The sequence below is a fragment of the Frankia sp. CgMI4 genome, from assembly GCF_001756285.1.
GTDB lineage: Bacteria > Actinomycetota > Actinomycetes > Frankiales > Frankiaceae > Frankia > Frankia casuarinae.
The window spans coordinates 1-14838 of sequence record NZ_MAQZ01000049.1; the positions used below are offsets into that span (position 1 = coordinate 1).

At 68.1% G+C, this 14838-nt stretch carries 16 protein-coding genes; 8 read left to right on the forward strand and 8 right to left on the reverse strand.

Annotated elements, in window-relative coordinates; genetic code table 11:
* Window positions 1–142 precede the first annotated feature (142 nt).
* Entirely contained in the window at window positions 143–634 is a 492-nt protein-coding gene (locus tag Manayef4_RS06170) for a hypothetical protein (protein WP_070130946.1), read from the reverse strand.
* A gap of 232 nt (window positions 635–866) precedes the next feature.
* On the opposite strand from Manayef4_RS06170, the gene Manayef4_RS06175 reads away from it, so the two are divergent.
* Window positions 867–1583, forward strand: a complete 717-nt coding sequence (locus tag Manayef4_RS06175) for a hypothetical protein (RefSeq protein WP_139140020.1) — start codon at window positions 867–869, stop codon at window positions 1581–1583.
* A gap of 38 nt (window positions 1584–1621) precedes the next feature.
* Here the strand turns inward: Manayef4_RS06175 and Manayef4_RS06180 are convergent, their stop codons facing one another.
* Entirely contained in the window at window positions 1622–2152 is a 531-nt protein-coding gene (locus Manayef4_RS06180; protein ID WP_070130948.1) for an antirestriction protein ArdA, read from the reverse strand.
* Window positions 2153–2173: 21 nt separating this feature from the next.
* On the reverse strand, window positions 2174–3115 hold the full coding sequence (locus tag Manayef4_RS06185) for a hypothetical protein (RefSeq protein WP_070130949.1): 942 nt from the start codon (window positions 3113–3115) through the stop codon (window positions 2174–2176).
* Window positions 3116–3771: 656 nt separating this feature from the next.
* Here Manayef4_RS06185 and Manayef4_RS06195 point away from each other — a divergent pair.
* From Manayef4_RS06195 to Manayef4_RS06205, 3 genes are all read left to right on the forward strand, one after another.
* On the forward strand, window positions 3772–4698 hold the full coding sequence (locus Manayef4_RS06195; RefSeq protein WP_023841181.1) for a DUF4037 domain-containing protein: 927 nt from the start codon (window positions 3772–3774) through the stop codon (window positions 4696–4698).
* A gap of 99 nt (window positions 4699–4797) precedes the next feature.
* Window positions 4798–5307, forward strand: a complete 510-nt coding sequence (locus tag Manayef4_RS06200) for a helix-turn-helix transcriptional regulator (RefSeq protein WP_070130951.1) — start codon at window positions 4798–4800, stop codon at window positions 5305–5307.
* 8 nt (window positions 5308–5315) lie between these two features.
* Window positions 5316–5933 carry a nucleotidyl transferase AbiEii/AbiGii toxin family protein gene (locus Manayef4_RS06205; protein WP_157902412.1) on the forward strand — a complete coding sequence of 206 codons (618 nt, stop codon included), beginning with the start codon at window positions 5316–5318 and terminating at the stop codon, window positions 5931–5933.
* On the opposite strand, the gene Manayef4_RS26570 is transcribed toward Manayef4_RS06205, so the two are convergent.
* The 3 genes from Manayef4_RS26570 to Manayef4_RS06220 form a co-directional block, all read right to left on the reverse strand.
* Window positions 5912–6382, reverse strand: a complete 471-nt coding sequence (locus tag Manayef4_RS26570; protein WP_070130952.1) for an antirestriction protein ArdA — start codon at window positions 6380–6382, stop codon at window positions 5912–5914. The two genes, Manayef4_RS06205 and Manayef4_RS26570, sit on opposite strands and share 22 nt — an antisense overlap.
* A 21-nt stretch (window positions 6383–6403) precedes the next feature.
* The gene (locus Manayef4_RS06215) at window positions 6404–7345 is read right to left on the reverse strand and encodes a hypothetical protein (RefSeq protein ID WP_023841184.1); all 942 of its coding nucleotides are present in this window, start codon (window positions 7343–7345) and stop codon (window positions 6404–6406) included.
* An 83-nt stretch (window positions 7346–7428) separates the two neighbouring features.
* The gene (locus tag Manayef4_RS06220; RefSeq protein ID WP_035732570.1) at window positions 7429–7608 is read right to left on the reverse strand and encodes a helix-turn-helix domain-containing protein; all 180 of its coding nucleotides are present in this window, start codon (window positions 7606–7608) and stop codon (window positions 7429–7431) included.
* A gap of 639 nt (window positions 7609–8247) precedes the next feature.
* Between Manayef4_RS06220 and Manayef4_RS06225 the strand changes: the two genes are divergently transcribed.
* From Manayef4_RS06225 to Manayef4_RS06235, 3 genes are read left to right on the forward strand one after another with little or no spacing between them, the layout of a single operon-like run.
* Complete coding sequence (locus tag Manayef4_RS06225) at window positions 8248–8772, forward strand: PadR family transcriptional regulator (RefSeq protein WP_070130953.1); 525 nt, start codon at window positions 8248–8250, stop codon at window positions 8770–8772.
* The gene (locus tag Manayef4_RS06230) at window positions 8769–9455 is read left to right on the forward strand and encodes an ABC transporter ATP-binding protein (RefSeq protein ID WP_011435265.1); all 687 of its coding nucleotides are present in this window, start codon (window positions 8769–8771) and stop codon (window positions 9453–9455) included. Before Manayef4_RS06225 ends, Manayef4_RS06230 begins: the two co-directional genes overlap by 4 nt.
* Entirely contained in the window at window positions 9452–11680 is a 2229-nt protein-coding gene (locus Manayef4_RS06235) for an FtsX-like permease family protein (protein WP_011435266.1), read from the forward strand. The genes Manayef4_RS06230 and Manayef4_RS06235 overlap by 4 nt, the downstream gene beginning before the upstream one ends.
* A 449-nt stretch (window positions 11681–12129) precedes the next feature.
* Here the strand turns inward: Manayef4_RS06235 and Manayef4_RS06240 are convergent, their stop codons facing one another.
* Window positions 12130–13227: an NAD-dependent epimerase/dehydratase family protein gene (locus tag Manayef4_RS06240; RefSeq protein ID WP_070130992.1), complete on the reverse strand. Its 1098-nt coding sequence runs from the start codon at window positions 13225–13227 to the stop codon at window positions 12130–12132.
* A 131-nt stretch (window positions 13228–13358) separates the two neighbouring features.
* Window positions 13359–13562, reverse strand: coding sequence for a hypothetical protein (locus Manayef4_RS06245; RefSeq protein WP_023841186.1), 204 nt, complete (start codon window positions 13560–13562; stop codon window positions 13359–13361).
* Window positions 13563–13960: 398 nt separating this feature from the next.
* Here Manayef4_RS06245 and Manayef4_RS06250 point away from each other — a divergent pair, with 398 nt between their 5' ends.
* Entirely contained in the window at window positions 13961–14563 is a 603-nt protein-coding gene (locus tag Manayef4_RS06250) for an NUDIX hydrolase (protein WP_254665488.1), read from the forward strand.
* Window positions 14564–14838 lie beyond the last annotated feature (275 nt).

Below are 14838 nucleotides of genomic sequence, written 5' to 3' on the forward strand. Positions count from 1 at the left end.
CTTTCTCCGCACACTCCTCGGCCCGCTCGGCACGCCCACGCCAGTACGCCACCTCGGTGACATCATCGGTGACAGACAGAACAGACACACCACCCAGGACACATCACCAGCGTCCTCGGTATCAGGAACTACACCCGACGTATCACGAAGAGCCCACAACCCCCCACCAGCATCCCGCGGACAYTCCGCCCGACTCCCGCCACAGCCACGACACCGCCACACGGCGGAACCAGCCCCTCCACGCCATCGCCGAATACTTACACTGCTCGACATCGATGCTGACGTAGTGGCGGATGCTTTCTGGAAGATCGTCAAGGAAGCGGTAGGATTGGGGCCGAAGATGCGCGTTCGCGCCTTGCTGGACGTCAGCAGCCCGCGGGCGTAAACTTGGGATTTGCTTACACGTCAGGCGGGCGGCGCCGACGGCTTGGAAATCTTCGGCCTCGTCTCCGGCGTCGAACGTTTCCCATGCCTGCTCCCAGCGCCGCCACGAGCCAGGAAGCATGGCCGCCGCGTCCGGTGTCACAGGCGTGTCCCGCTCCTGCTGCTGCACGAGTCGGGTCATGAGCCCGACGTGGAAGGTGAGCACCACATCCCGGCTCTTGAAGTCCGTCTGGGAGTAGAGGTTGGTCATATTCGTCACGACCCACCAACGGCTCCCCTGGCAGTGAACGTCCCAGATCTCGTGTCGGTTCAGGCCGACCAGCTCCGAAGCGGCCTTCTCCAGRTGGGCAACATCGTCATGGGCCTGCGCCTCGACGTACGCCCGGACCTCTTCGCACTCGGCTGGAGTGGATCTTGTGGACGTAGGATGCCACGCATCCCGGACGCACCGGAGRCAGCGTCGAGCAGAAGGAGATCGGATCTTGRCCGAGGAGCCCGCCGTCATTCAGGCACGCGCCGCCTTGGCTGCCACAACATCCAGTAGTTTGTCTGTCACAACGCGCAGCTACTTCTCCTCGMACTATCTCTTCAGCGCGCAACTCTTCGCCGAAGAAGCCGGTCGCTTGGAAGACGCTACAACTGGGCCGATCTTCAACGCCCAGCACCGCGCGTTTGTGGTAAACGCCATCACTTCCTCGTGCTTTTTCCTTGAGGCATTCGTCAACGAGATTTTCCTCGACGTCGTCGATGGGCACGACGGCCACCCAGACGCCTACACTGCTCCACTTTCGGACGATGCCAAGTTTCGGATGCGATGGCTGTGGAACGGAGGGAACCTTGAGAGGGCGAAGACGCTGACAAAACTAAATGTGATCCTCGATGCAGCCGATGTGGCGATGTTCCCTGCCGGCCAGCAGCCTTACCAGGACGTGAATCTGGTGATTAAGCTTCGCAACGCCTTGGTGCACTACAAGGTGCGTTCGCTCGGTTCACATACTCCCCACGAGCTTGATGCAGATTTCGCGACCCAGCAGCGCTTCGCGCACAACAAACTGATGGCTGGCACTGGCAATCTCTTCCCTGATCGCGTCCTCGGCCACGGTTGCGCCGAGTGGGCCTGGCAGAGCTGTAAGGAAATCGCCGACGAGTTTAGCCAGCGGCTGGGCATCCGGCCTAACTACCAGCGGGCAACGTTCTAGGAGATGCGGCGGTCTGGGTGATCAGTGGTTTCTTCTCTCTACGAGACGCTGAACACCCACACCCCACCCTCCGGCGTATCCGCCACGTGCATCGTGCTCGTCAGGTCTTCGGCATACTGCTTCACATCGATGCTGACGTAGTGACTGATATATTCCGGCAACTCGTCGAGGACCCGGTAGATTTCCGTCTCCCGGAGGTAGTCTTCGGCGTAATCCGTAATCGATCCCCACTCGCCGCGGTAGAAATCCTCGAAGCGGTCCGCCAGCTCATCGCTCGCGCGGCCCACGTACRCCACCCACGCGCCGTACGCCAGGCCATGCTCGGCGATGCCCTTGGCCACTTGGCTCAGATCCTGGAGCGACGGCCACTCACCCAGGCTGGACGTAACCTCCTCCTCGAAGCCCTCATAGTCATGGATGGCCCATTCCTCGGCCGCCTCACCCTRCCGCCGGGCCGGCGACGTCGCCAGGATGYGGGCAACGGCGCCCTCCAGGTCTTCAACATCACGATCAGCGGCAATCCAGCGGCCGTGTAGTTCGCCGTTGATGTAATCGGCGAGGCTGGCCACGTAGACCCGGGGTCCATCACCTTAGGCATCATCACCGTCGGCTTCGTCGGCCAAGGGCACGATCTCGCCGTCTCGCCAGACGCCCGGCTTGGCCGGTTCGTAGCCGTTRCCCCCTACGACCGGGCACAGYGGCCCGCCGTCCTGGTGCGTCCAGGTGGACTCGTCGAGCCCGACCGGGTGCTCGATGATCTGTTCTTCGCACTCCGGGCAGGCGTAGCCGACCCGTTCACGCCGGTCGTCCTGCTCGTGTCGTTCGAGCTGGACGAGGGCGTCTTCGTAGCGGCGGTACTCCCGGAGGATGGCTTCCCACCGCTGGTCGAGGRCTTCGCCGTCAGTCGTCTCCCAGACGTAGCGAAAGCCCTGCTCGTCCTGAGAGATGATCATGCCACCGCCGGTGCCGTGATCGACGATCAGGCCGAACCAGCCCAACTCGTCGGCCCGGCCGATCTCCTCGTCCGGCGGTTCGCCGAACAGTTCGTCCAGTCGGTCGGGATGCAGGACATGATCGTTTCCCGGTCCCTCGTCGCTGCCGGTCAGCTGTGGGGCGATGGCGATCCCACCGAGCATCCGCGCCCGTTCCTGGGCGGCCTCGATGCGATCAAGGATGGCGGCATGCTCGGCCCAGCCGCTCACCGGACCCTTGTCGGGCCTGGCCTGGCAGTAGGTTCGCAGCGCTTCGACCCACGAGGCGACTTCCGGCGTCTGGGATTCGAGGTCTTCGTACAACTCGTGGTAGACGGTGCCCTCGATAATGTTGCCGGTGCTGGCCAGGCTGTAGAGGGCGCTGACCTGACCGCCGTGAAGCTGTCCGGCGATGTAGCGCGCGGTGTGGTCGTCGATCGGCCGCTTCTCCTGGGCGGCGGCCTCGATGCCTCGGCTGATCAGGCGCTCGTCGTATGACTGCTCGACGGGTAGGGCGTCTGCCTGGTTGATGATCCTTTCGTGTGATGGTGCGTATTCCATGTGTGTGGTTCCTGTTTAGTTGACCTTGCTGATGCAGCAGAAAGCCCGGCGGCCACGAGGGCAGYCGGGCTTCCGCAGCCGGTCAGGTTGATGTAGCTGGAGTACTGTCCCGTCGTACGCCCCGCTCGCGCAGCAAGACCTTCACGGATGTCGGGCCGATCGAGAACTTCTCGGCCAGCGCCTTGGYGGTCGCACCGGCCCGGTAGAGATCGATCAGKGACTCGATGTCGGCGGGGGAGAGCCGGTCTGTGACCTTGCGCACGGTGGGTCGGCGTCCGCGGCCAGTCTTGCCGGGCAAGCCGGGCTGAGGATCCTCGTCGGCCTCGTCCAGGACGGCGCAGAGGGTCCGAAGATCGCGGAGATAGCCAGTGGTGGGGTTGGAGTATCTCCGAAGGAGCTCCACGAGCCGGCCCGTCGTGGTTGCCGACCTTTGGTCAGCCTCCCGGCGGGCCGCGATGTTTTCCGGGAGGGACCCCCGGACCCCCGTGCGACCGGCATGGATCTGGTGGGCGGCTGTTCGGTGGTGTCCGGGTGGGCCAAGGCCGGGGCCTCCTGGGGCGAGCCTCCGGGAACCCCGCGGGCGCGATCTGTTGGCGGTTCGGCCGCTGGTGCCGGGTGTGCCTCATGCCGCGGCGTTGCTCGGTGAGGGTTCCGAGGTGCTCGGTTTCGATGACGAGGTCTCCCCGGACCACGATTTCGGCCCTCGTGTGCAGTTGTTCGTCCCGCCGGGCTTTGACACCGAGCCGGTCAACGTCACGCTGGAGAGGCTGCCGGCTCGGTTCGAGGGTTTCCCGGTCATCTATCCGGACAGCGACCGACATGACGGCCGGCCGCACCACCAGGTGGAGGTGACGACCACGCGAGCGTTCTTCGTCGATCGACTCGGTGTCGACCCCGCCGACGGGATGGGTCTGGCGGACTGGCTGTTGGCGCCGACGCAGATCCTGGCGAGTCTCACGGGCGGCGTGGTTCTGCATGACCCGCTCGCTCTTCTTACCGCGCGGCGCCGGGCGCTGGCCTGGTATCCCGATGATGTCTGGCGCTATGTCCTGGCGGCCGGCTGGCTGCGGGTCAGCCAGGAGGAGCCGTTCGTCGGCCGCGCCGGCGGCCGGGACGACGATCTTGGCTCGCGCGTGCTTGCGGCCCGGGTGGCCCGTGACCTTGCCCGGATCGGGTTTCTGCTCGAATGCCGGTGGGCCCCGTACAACAAGTGGCTGATGACCGCGTTCGCGCAGCTGGCCCTCGGCGGCCAGGTCGGTCGGTACCTTCACCGTGCGCTGCGCGCGATGCGGTGGCGGGAGCGTGAGGCGGCGCTGTGTGCCGCGGCCAGTCACCTCGCCGACGTCACGAACCGGCTGGGTCTGGCTGAGCCTGTCGACCCTGCGCCGCGCCGCTTTCACACCCGGGACATCCAGATACTCGGCGCTGACCGCCTCACCCGTGCGTTGACCGATGCGATCAGYGATCCGCAGCTGCGAGCCCTCCTCACCGGTTTCGGACATCGACCTGACGGCCTACTCGGCCATCTCCCKGGCGCGTCGGGCCGCCTGGCGGCGTGGCTTATGACGGTCCACGCCGAATGAGCCGGCGGACGGACCGAAAGACGGGTAGCGTATCTCATCGGATACGTTTGGTGTCGTGATGGAGAGGACCGTAGCGGAGGGGGTCGCAGTGGAGGGGGYATGGCGGATTCGCTGACAGGCCGACTGATCGAATCCGCGCGGCTGGAGGCGGGCCTGTCCGGGGCTGAGCTCGCGCGGCGGGCGGGCACGTCACGGCCGACGTTGGCGGCCTATGAGCACGGGGTGAAGTCACCGACGTTGGAGACCGCGACGCGTCTGCTGGCGGCGGCGGGCTTCCGGCTCGACGCGGTGCCGGTGCCCTCGTTCGAGGTCGTGGTGGACGGGCGGGGGCGACCGTTCACCGTGCCGGATCGGCTGCCTCGGCTCCCGATACGGCAGGCGTTGGCACGGGTGCGCCTGCCTGTCCATCTGAACTGGTCCAACCCCGACCGGACCTACGACCTCGCCGACCRCCGACAGCGCCACAGGCTGTACGAGATCGTCCTGCGAGAGGGGACGGCGGATGACATCCTCGCCTACGTCGACGGGGCACTGCTCGCCGACGCCTGGCCGGAGCTCGTCCTTCCCGCCCCGATCCGGCGCGCCTGGGAACGGGCTGCCTTCAGATGATCACATCGTTGCAGCGGGCGGTTGCGCGGATCTTCTTCGGGCTGCCCGAGAGCGCGGGCTTCGCGGTCGCGGGCGGCGCCGCGCTCATCGTGCGTGATCTCGTCGACCGCGAAACCCGCGACGTCGATCTGTTCACCGCCCTCCCGCCCACGGCATCGATCCCCGACACGGCGGCGGCGTTCGAACGCGCAGCGGCTTCGCAGGGCTGGGCCGTTCGGCGGGTCCAGCTCACGGACAGCTTCGCCAGACTTGTCGTCGAGACAGATGGTGAGGTATTGATCGTGGATCTTGGCGTCGACAGCCCGCCGGACGAACCACCCACCCTCACCGAACTCGGCCCGACACTCAGCGCCCACGACCTGGCGGCCCGCAAGACCCTCGCTCTGTTCGGCCGAGCCGAGGCGCGTGATTTCACCGACGTGTACGACCTGGTGAACGTCTTCGCCAAGGAGGAGCTCGTCCACCTCGCCCAGGCCCAGGATGGCGGCTTCGACCTGCGGGTGTTCGCCGACATGATCGGAACCATCGGCCGGTTCACCGACGACGACCTGGGGCTGCCCGGCCCGGCCGCCGACCGGCTACGCCACTTCTTCTCCGCCTGGCGTCAGGAAATCACCGGCGGCTGAGTGACGACCGGTCCCCATCCGGATTCCAGCTCGACCGTGCCCATGATCGCGGTCACCAGACGGACCGCGGTGTCCGGACCCACCAGAGCCACGGAACACATGTTCGGCTCGGTGGATGATGTTGTCGGTCGGAGACTCACTGGGCATCGTCCCTGGTCAGGAGCCGCTTGGCGACTGGGCGGACAGTGATTTCGGGACCCTGCACCAAGATTGAACGGTGGCGGGGTCAAACGGTCGTAGCGACGGCCCTCGCCCAGCGTGGACGTGACCTCCTCATCGAAGCCCTCGTAGTCGTGGATGGCCCATTCCTCGGCCRCCTCGCCGTGCCGCCGGGCTGGTGAGGTCGCCAGGATGCGGGCAACGGCGCCCTCCAGGTCTTCGACATCATGATCAGCGGCAATCCAGCGGCCGTGTAGCTCGCCGTTGGTGTAGTCGGCGAGGCTGGCCACGTAGACGCGGGGTCCGTCACCTTAGGCGTCGTCCCCGTCAGCTTGCTCAGCCAGGGGCACGATCTCGCCGTCCCGCCAGAGGCCTGGTTGCGCCGGCTGGTAGCCGCCGTCTCCGACGACGGGGCACAGCGGTCCGCCGTCCTGGTGCGTCCAGGTGGACTCGTCAAGTCCGACCGAGTGTTCGATGATCTGCTCTTCGCACTCCGGGCAGGCGTAGCCGACCCGTTCGCACCGGTCGTCCTGCTCGTGTCGTTCGAGCTGGACAAGAGCGTCTTCGTAGCGTCGGTACTCCCGGAGGACGGCCTCCCACCGCTGGTCGAGGGCTTCACCGTCCTCCGTCTCCCAGACGTACCGAAAGCCCTGCTCGTCCTGGGAGATGATCGTGCCGCCGCCGGTGCCGTGGTCGACGATCAGGCCGAACCAGCCCAGCTCCTCGGCGCGGCCGATCTCCTCGTCCGGCGGTTCGCCGAACAGTTCGTTCAGTCGGTCTGGATGCAGGAAATGATCTTTCCTGGACGTCTCGTCGGCTTCGGCCAGTTCGGGGGCGACGGCGATCCCGCCGAGCATCCGCGTGCGCTCCCGCGTGGCCTCGATGCGGTCAAGGAGAGCGGCGTGCTCGGCCCAGCCGCTCACCGGACCCTTGTCGGGCCTGGCCTGGCAGTAGGTTCGCAGCGCTTCGACCCACGAGGCGACTTCCGGCGTCTGGGATTCGAGGTCTTCGTACAACTCGTGGTAGACGGTGTCCTCGATAATGTTGCCGGTGCTGGCCAGGCTGTAGAGGGCGCTGACCTGACCACCGTGCAGCTGTCCGGCGATGTAGCGCGCGGTGCGGTCGTCGATGGGCCGCTTCTCCTGGGCGGCGGCCTCGATGCCTCGGCTGATCAGGCGCTCGTCGTATGACTGCTCGGCGGGTGGGGCGCCTTCCTGGTTGATGATCCTTTCGTGTGATGGTGCGTGTTCCATGGGTGTGGTTCCTGTTTAGTTGACCTTGCTGGTGCAGCAGAAAGCCCGGCCGCCACGAGGGCAGCCGGGCTTCCGCGGCCGGGTCAGGTTGCTGTTGGTGAGGTGCCGCCTCGTCGTACGCCCCGCTCGCGCAGCAGGACCTTCACGGAGGTCGGGCCGATCGAGAACTTCTCCGCGAGCGCTTGGGCGGTCGTGCCCGCCCGGTAGAGATCGATCAGGGACTCGATGTCAGCGGGGGAGAGCCGCTCTGTGACCTTGCGCACGGTGGGACGACGCCCGCGGCCGGTGTTGCCCGGCAAGCCGGGCTGAGGGCCTTCGTCGACTTCGTCTAGGACGGTGCAGAGGGTCCGAAGATCGCGGAGGTACCCACAAGAGGGGTTGGAGTATCTCCGGAGGAGGTCCACAAGCTGGCCCGTCGTGGTTGCCGACCTTTGGTCGGCTTCCCGGCGGGCCGCGATGTTTTCCGGGGGGCGACCCCCCGAGCCCCCCGTCCGGCCGGCGTGGAGCTGGCCCGGGGTGGTCAGGTGGTGTAGCCGGGGCGTGGGTCTCCTGGGTGAGCCTCCGGGACCTTGCGGGCGCGATCCGGTGGCAGGGCGGTGGGATCATGGCGTCATCGGCGGTGGTGGCACGGTCTGGGAACTCCATCTGTCCGCGGCGCGCTACGTCCGGAGATCACCAAAGATTGCGATGACGTAGCGGAGCCGACTACGGAGCTGCTGACCCGCTACTGGCRGCTACGCGGCTGCCTGCCGGGCGACGATGGGAACCTGACCCCGGTCACACCGGCGACTTCATCCCGTCCTGCACCTCTGTAGCGATGCCGGTGTCCGCTTCGCCGCAGGCCACCGCCGCATCCTCGCGAGGTATACACTTGAAGTATATTCCTAGCGTACAGTGCCCTCGTGAGTGTTCCTTTGACCCTGCTGGGGCTGTTGGAGCGGGAGCCGAGTCACGGCTATGACCTCAAGCGCGTCTACGACGAGTTCTTCGGCCGAGGCAAGCCACTGCCGTTCGGGCAGGTGTACGCCACGCTCGGCCGGTTGGCGCGCGACGGCAAGGTCATGGTCGGYGAGGCGGAGCCCGGCGACGGGCCCGACCGCAAGCGCTACGTCATCACCGAGGCAGGGGCGAYGGAGTTCGAGAGCTGGCTGACCGAGCCGGTGGCGCCCGAACCCTCCCTGCGGACGGTGCTGTTCACCAAGGTCGTGCTGGCGCTGATGCTCGGCCGCGACGCCCAGCAGTACCTCGACGCGCAGCGCGCTGCCCACCTGCGGCGGATGCGCGAGCTGACCGAGCTACGGCGTACCGGCCCGCTCGTCGACGCGTTGCTCGCCGACTACGGACTGTTCCATCTGGAAGCCGATCTGCGCTGGATCGACCTGACCACGGCTCGGCTGGGCGCGATCGCCGAGGTGGTGCGCTCATGACCGTCCTGATCGAGGCCCGCGATCTTGCGCTCACTTTCGGTGAGACCCCTGCCCTGCGTGGCGCCAGCCTGACCGTCGATGCCGGCGAGGTGCTCGCCATCATGGGCCCGAGCGGTTCCGGCAAGTCCACCTTGCTGCACTGTCTGGCCGGCATCCTCACCCCCGACTCGGGGGAGGTGCACTTCAACGGCCGACGAATCGACACCATGAACGAGGCCCGGCGCAGCGAACTGCGCCGGCGTACCTTCGGCTTCGTCTTCCAGTTCGGTCAGCTCGTCCCCGAGCTGACCGCYGAGGAGAACGTCGCTCTGCCATTGCTGTTCGGCGGCACCAGCCGGGCAGGAGCACTCGCCCAGGCCCGGCCCTGGTTCGCCCGGCTCGGCCTGGACGGCATGCAGCGGCGCCGTTCCGGCGAACTGTCGGGAGGCCAGGCGCAGCGCATCGCGCTCGCCCGTGGCCTGGTCGCCCGGCCCCAGGTGCTCTTCGCCGACGAGCCGACCGGCGCACTCGACTCGCTCACCGGCGAACAGGTGATGGAACTGTTGGTGGGTACGGCCCGCGAGCAGGGCACGACCGTCATCCTGGTCACCCACGAGCCCCGGGTCGCCGCCTACGCCGACCGGGAGGCCGTCGTCCGGGACGGCAGGGCCAGCACATTCGCGGCCGAACGGATCGCCCCGTGATCCCCTTCGCGTTCCGCCTCGCCGTCAGTGGCGGCCGCCACGCCCTCGCCCGGCTTGTGATGATCATCGCTGCCGTCGCCATCGGCGTGGGGCTGCTGCTGTCCACGCTCGCCAGCCTGGGCGCCGTCGACCGGTCGAACGCCCGGCAACTCTGGTACAACACCGGCGCTGCCAGCCGGACCGAGACGGCCTCGGTGGACCCTCTGTGGTGGCGGGCCCACCGCGACTTCTACGACGGCAGGTCGCTCATCGAGGTGGACGTCGCAGCCACCGGACCGACCTCACCCGTCCCGCCGGGTCTGCGCAGGCTTCCGGCCCCCGGCGAGTACTACGCCTCGCCGGCGCTTGCCACGCTGCTGCGCGAGACCCCGGCGGCCCAGCTGGGCGACCGCATCCCGGGCCGGATGGTCGGCAGGATCGGTAACGCCGCGCTTGCCTCTCCGGACTCGCTGGTGGCGGTCATCGGCCGCGCCCCGGCCGAGGTCAAGGCCGCGCCCGGGGCACGAGCGGTCACCACCATCGCCGGCACGCTGCCGCCCGCCTGCGACGATGCATGTCTCGGCGAGGGCGTGCGCGGTGACGCCATGACCCTCATCCTCTCGGTGGTGGCCGCCGCGCTGATCTTCCCGGTTCTGATCTTCGTCGGGACTGCGACCCGCCTGTCCGCCGCGACGCGGGAGCAGCGGTACGCCGCGATGCGACTTGTCGGCGCCACTCCCGGGCAGATCTCGTTGATCGCAGCGGTCGAGTCCGCACTGGCAGCCGCCGCTGGCACAGCCGCCGGCTTCGGCCTCTACCTCGCGCTGCGCCCGGTACTCGCCACCGTGCCGTTCACCGGCAGCCGCTTCTTCGCCGAGGATCTGACTCTCACCGCGTCCCAGACTCTGGGGGTCGCCCTGGGTGTCCCGGTGGCAGCGGCGATCGCGGCTCGTATCGCGCTGCGCCGGGTCATCATCTCCCCGCTGGGCGTGACCCGCCGGGTGACCCCACGTCCGCCCCGGGCCTGGCGGCCGGTCCCGTTGCTGGCCGGTCTCGGGGAACTTGCCTTCTTCGTCGATCGCCGCCCGGCGACCACCAACGGTCAGACAGCGGCCTACCTCGGCGGCTTCCTGCTGGTGATGCTGGGCCTGGTGGTCGGGGGGCCGTGGCTCACCATGGCCGCCGCCCGGGTAGTCGCACGGCGTACCAGCCGTCCGGCGACTCTGATCGCGGCGCGCCGGCTCGCGGACGACCCGAAGGCTGGTTTCCGTTCGGTCAGCGGACTGGTCCTGGCCCTGTTCGTCACCACGGCGACGGTCAGTGTCATCGGAACCATCAACCACAACCGCGGGGTGCTCAGCGGTGATCCGCAGACCCGGGTCGCGGTAGTGGACGGTGCGCAGCCCGGTGACCCGCCGATGACAGGCGCCGTGCCGGACCGGCTCCTCGCGGACATCCGGGCAGTCCCGGGCTTCCGGGGCCTCGGCATCGTCCACGCCAACCCCCACAGGATCGGAATGGACCCGGCGGATCCCCGGCCATGGGCGCCCGGCCTGGTGGTCTGCACCGACCTGGTGCAAATCCCGGTCATCGGCCGCTGCCCACCCGGGGTGGGCGTCGCGGCCGTCCCGCTCTTCACGTTCCTCGACGTCCAGTCGAACAACGTCAAGCAGTGGCCCTCCGCCGCGATCTCCCGGGAGCAGGCCGCCACGCTGCCCGTACAGATGCTCTACGTGACCACCGACGGGTCGACGGCGGCCATGGAGCAGACCCGGACCCTGCTGACCAGGACCTACCCGAACTACATGGCCCGGACGGTCAACGACTGGGGCTCCCACCAGCAACAGGAGTTGGCCAGCTGGCGCCAGCTGGCCAACGTGGTGCTGCTGACCACCCTGCCGATCGCGGGCGCCAGCCTCGCCGTCAGCATCGTCGCGGGCCTGTCCGAACGCAGGCGCCCCTTCGCGATCCTGCGGCTCACCGGCGCGCCCCTACGGCTGTTGCAACGAGTCATCGGCCTGGAAAGCGCGCTGCCGCTGCTGGCAGGAGCCGCCCTCGCGATCGGGACAGGCTTCGCGGCGGCGGCCATGTTCCTGAAATCCCAGATGAAATACGATCTGATCTTGCCAGGCGAGGCGTACTACACGCTCGTCGTCCTCGGTCTGGCCGCGGCGCTGGGAATCATCACCTCGACCCTTCCACTGCTCAGGCGGATCACAGGCTCGGAGACCGCGCGTAACAGCTGATGCTTCCCGCCACGCCCCCATCGCGACGGAGYCCAACTGTGGCCTGCCCTGTCTGTCGTCCGGATTCGGTGGATGAGCGACGCCTGGACCGTTCCCGCTTCGGTGGACACCCGGATTAGCTGTCCGATCCGTCGGGAGAGCGAGYGATGGGCGCGACACGCCGCAGATTCACCGAGGAGTACAAGGAGHACGCGGTCGTTGTACTCGGCCGGGTTGTGGACACCGTCCACATCCCCCAGCAGACGCCCGACGACCACCCGGTTCACCTCCGGGAACGCCTCCCAAGACGGCACGCTCGCCGGTGCTTCCTGGCTCTGGGGGGCACGGCAGCCTCTGCGGACACCACATACCTCCTTCGCCCACCTCGGCCCGGGCCTCACACAGTCGCCGCACGACCGTGACCACCGCCAACAGGCCGTCAACCCCTACGACRGGGGTAGCGCCCCGCGTCAGGCCCGCTGCCCCATGCCGGTGCGGACCTCTTCCCACCGGCTCCGCGCGGTGCTTGGCGTGAGCGGGGGTGTGGGCAGGCCCGCGCCCTCGCGCAGGCCGGTGAGGAAGCTGCCGATCGCGGCGCGGGCGTCGTGGCGGGGCGACCAGCCGAGCTCCGTCCGGGCCCGGGTGGTGTCCATGATCGGTAGATGCAGGACGGCGTCGAAGAGCTGCGGGGAGGCGGGCACCAGATGCAGGTGCCAGGCGGTAGCCAGAGCGCCCCGGGCCAGGCCGGCCGGCATCCGGATGATTCTCGCATTGAGGATGTCGGCGAGCAGGGGTACGTCGACCACCGGGTCGGCCGCGATGTTGAAGGCGCCGCGGGCCCCGGTCAGGGCCGCCAACCGGTAGGCGTCCGCGACGTCGGAGGAGTGCACCACCTGGAAGCGTAGCCCCGGCAGATCCGGCAGCACGGGGACCGTCGCGGGGTGCGTGGGCGCCGCTGCCGGCCGTACCACCCGGCCGGGTAGCAACGGCCCGGCGAGCAGGCGCCGTTGCTGGCTGGCGGCCTCCCGCTTGAAGATGAACCCGGGCCGCAGCCGTACCACCCGGATGCCCGGATAGTCACGTTCGAAGGTGTCGAGGACCCGCTCCAGATACGCCTTCTCCCGGGTGTAGGCGGCCTCGGGCCAGCCGTGGGTCGGCCATCCCTCGTCAACGATGCCTTCCCGGGCGGCGGGCGAGTAGGCGCCGACCGACGAGGCATGCACCAGCGCGGGCACGCCGGCTCGGGCAACGGCCTCGAACACGCGGATGGATCCCAGGACGTTGGTCCGCCATGTGGTCAAGGGGTTGTGGGTGGGTTGGAACAACCAGGCCAGGTGGATCACGACGTCGGCGCCCTGGAACAGCGGGGCGAGGTCGTCCGTGACGACATCGGCCTGTGCCCACCGGGTCTTCGGCGCCGTCCATGTCGGGGTGCGGCGGGACACCCCGACCAGGGAGCCGACCTCGGCCGACCGGCCGAGGGCTGCCAGCACGCTCGTGYCGACATTCCCCGTGGCTMCCACCACGACGATCTTCAGGTTGCTCGGGGTCGGCGTCACCTGATCCACCTCATCCACCTCCTGCGGTCGGCCGGGAATCCCCCGTCGGGGGAAGCGGTCTCCCTTCGGAGGAACGGATACCCGCCGACGGGCGTCCAGATGCAGCCCTCAGCTCTCGATGAGTTGCGGTGCGCCGTCCGTCACTCCGAGGCGGCCGCGAGGGAGGCGGCCGCGAGGGAGGCGGCCGGTCTTGCCGCGAGGTCGTCCATCACCGTGGGGGAGACCCATTCGGCGGCCGGCCGGCGCAGGTGGGTGAAGACGGCCGGTCCGCGCTCCGCCTCGGCCCGTTCTCCCGGTCCGTTCCGCGTTGACCGGTCATCTCTGTCACCGACCGCTATCGACACAATTCTTTCTGTCGTATCGTCGTCCGGTCCGYGTTGCGGATATGGATCGGCGGGGTAACCGCACCCGCCCTCCTTGCCGGTTCGTCTTTATTATTTTTACCTTAGTTCCGCGAAACGCTGGCGGGTCGCGTCCCTTCGTGGTCGCCTATCGTTAGTGGTCCACCGCGTCGCCCACCACTCGGCGGCAGGAACATCAATTCCGTTCGTCAGTACTATGTGAAGTGTGTGATAATATGAAGAAGGATCTTGACTTTTCCCTAGTCGACCGGGCTCTGTCGGACCCGGYCGGCGTACCCGGTGACGGTCTGATGCTGCGGTCGGCGATGTCCTCGAAGCCGCCGGCCACCCCACGGCAGCGTCCTGACCACGGCACCGAGGCGAGCTTGAACCGACCTCCGATGGCGCGACCCTACGCTGCGGCGGGTGTCCTGTTCTTCGATGAAGAAGACCGCATACTGCTCGTTGAACCGTCGTACAAGCCGGGCTGGGACATTCCGKGAGGCTTTGTCGAACCGGGGGAATCGCCCTACTCGGCGTGCGTACGGGAGGTCGCCGAGGAGCTCGGTATCGCCCCACCGATCGGTGGTCTGCTCGCGATCGACTGGGCGCCATGTCTTAACGACGGGTGGCTCGACAGCGAGATGCTGGCCTTCGTCTTCGACGGCGGTGTGCTGCCTGCCTCATGGCGGGAGCGCATCCGGCTGGACATGGACGAGATCATCAACTGCGCGTTCGTCTCCGTGGACGAGGTGGGCGGGTTGCTGCCGTCCCCGCACGCGCGACGGGTCCGTGCCGCCGCGGCCCTGCGGGGGGTGCCGCAGCGTAGCGGATATCTGGAGTTCGGTAATCAGATTCCCGAGTCCGTCGGTGGTTCGGTGAGCGTCGCGTCGCTCGGTGAACCGGATGCTCGGGGCGCGGGCGCGGCTCAGGTGCTCGCGGGGCCACCCGCATGTGGTGCGGTGATGATGTCCAGCTTGGCGAACGAGGTGATGGAGGCATGACCGCCGGCGTCTCGGTGAGGATCCGGCGCACCGCCGGTTTGGCGTGACGGTTGCGCACCCACGCCCCCAACCGGGCCCGGGCACAGGGGAACAACGTGCCCAGTACCGTCGCGGTCGCGCTCGTGGTTCCTTCGATGGCGACGAACGTGTCCTCGGCCGGCTCACCATCCTGGCCGATCCCGGCAGGCCAAGCGCCGCGGGGCGCCCGCCGGCCAGGCGGACGCCCCGCGGGCTGTCACTGTTCGGGTGGTCCCGCAGTGTTTCGGGTGGTCCCG

Excerpts from the sequence above, each read along its gene's own strand:
- Manayef4_RS06215 (WP_023841184.1), bottom strand. The coding sequence starts at position 7,345 with ATGGAACACGCACCATCACACGAAAGGATCATCAACCAGGAAGGCGCC.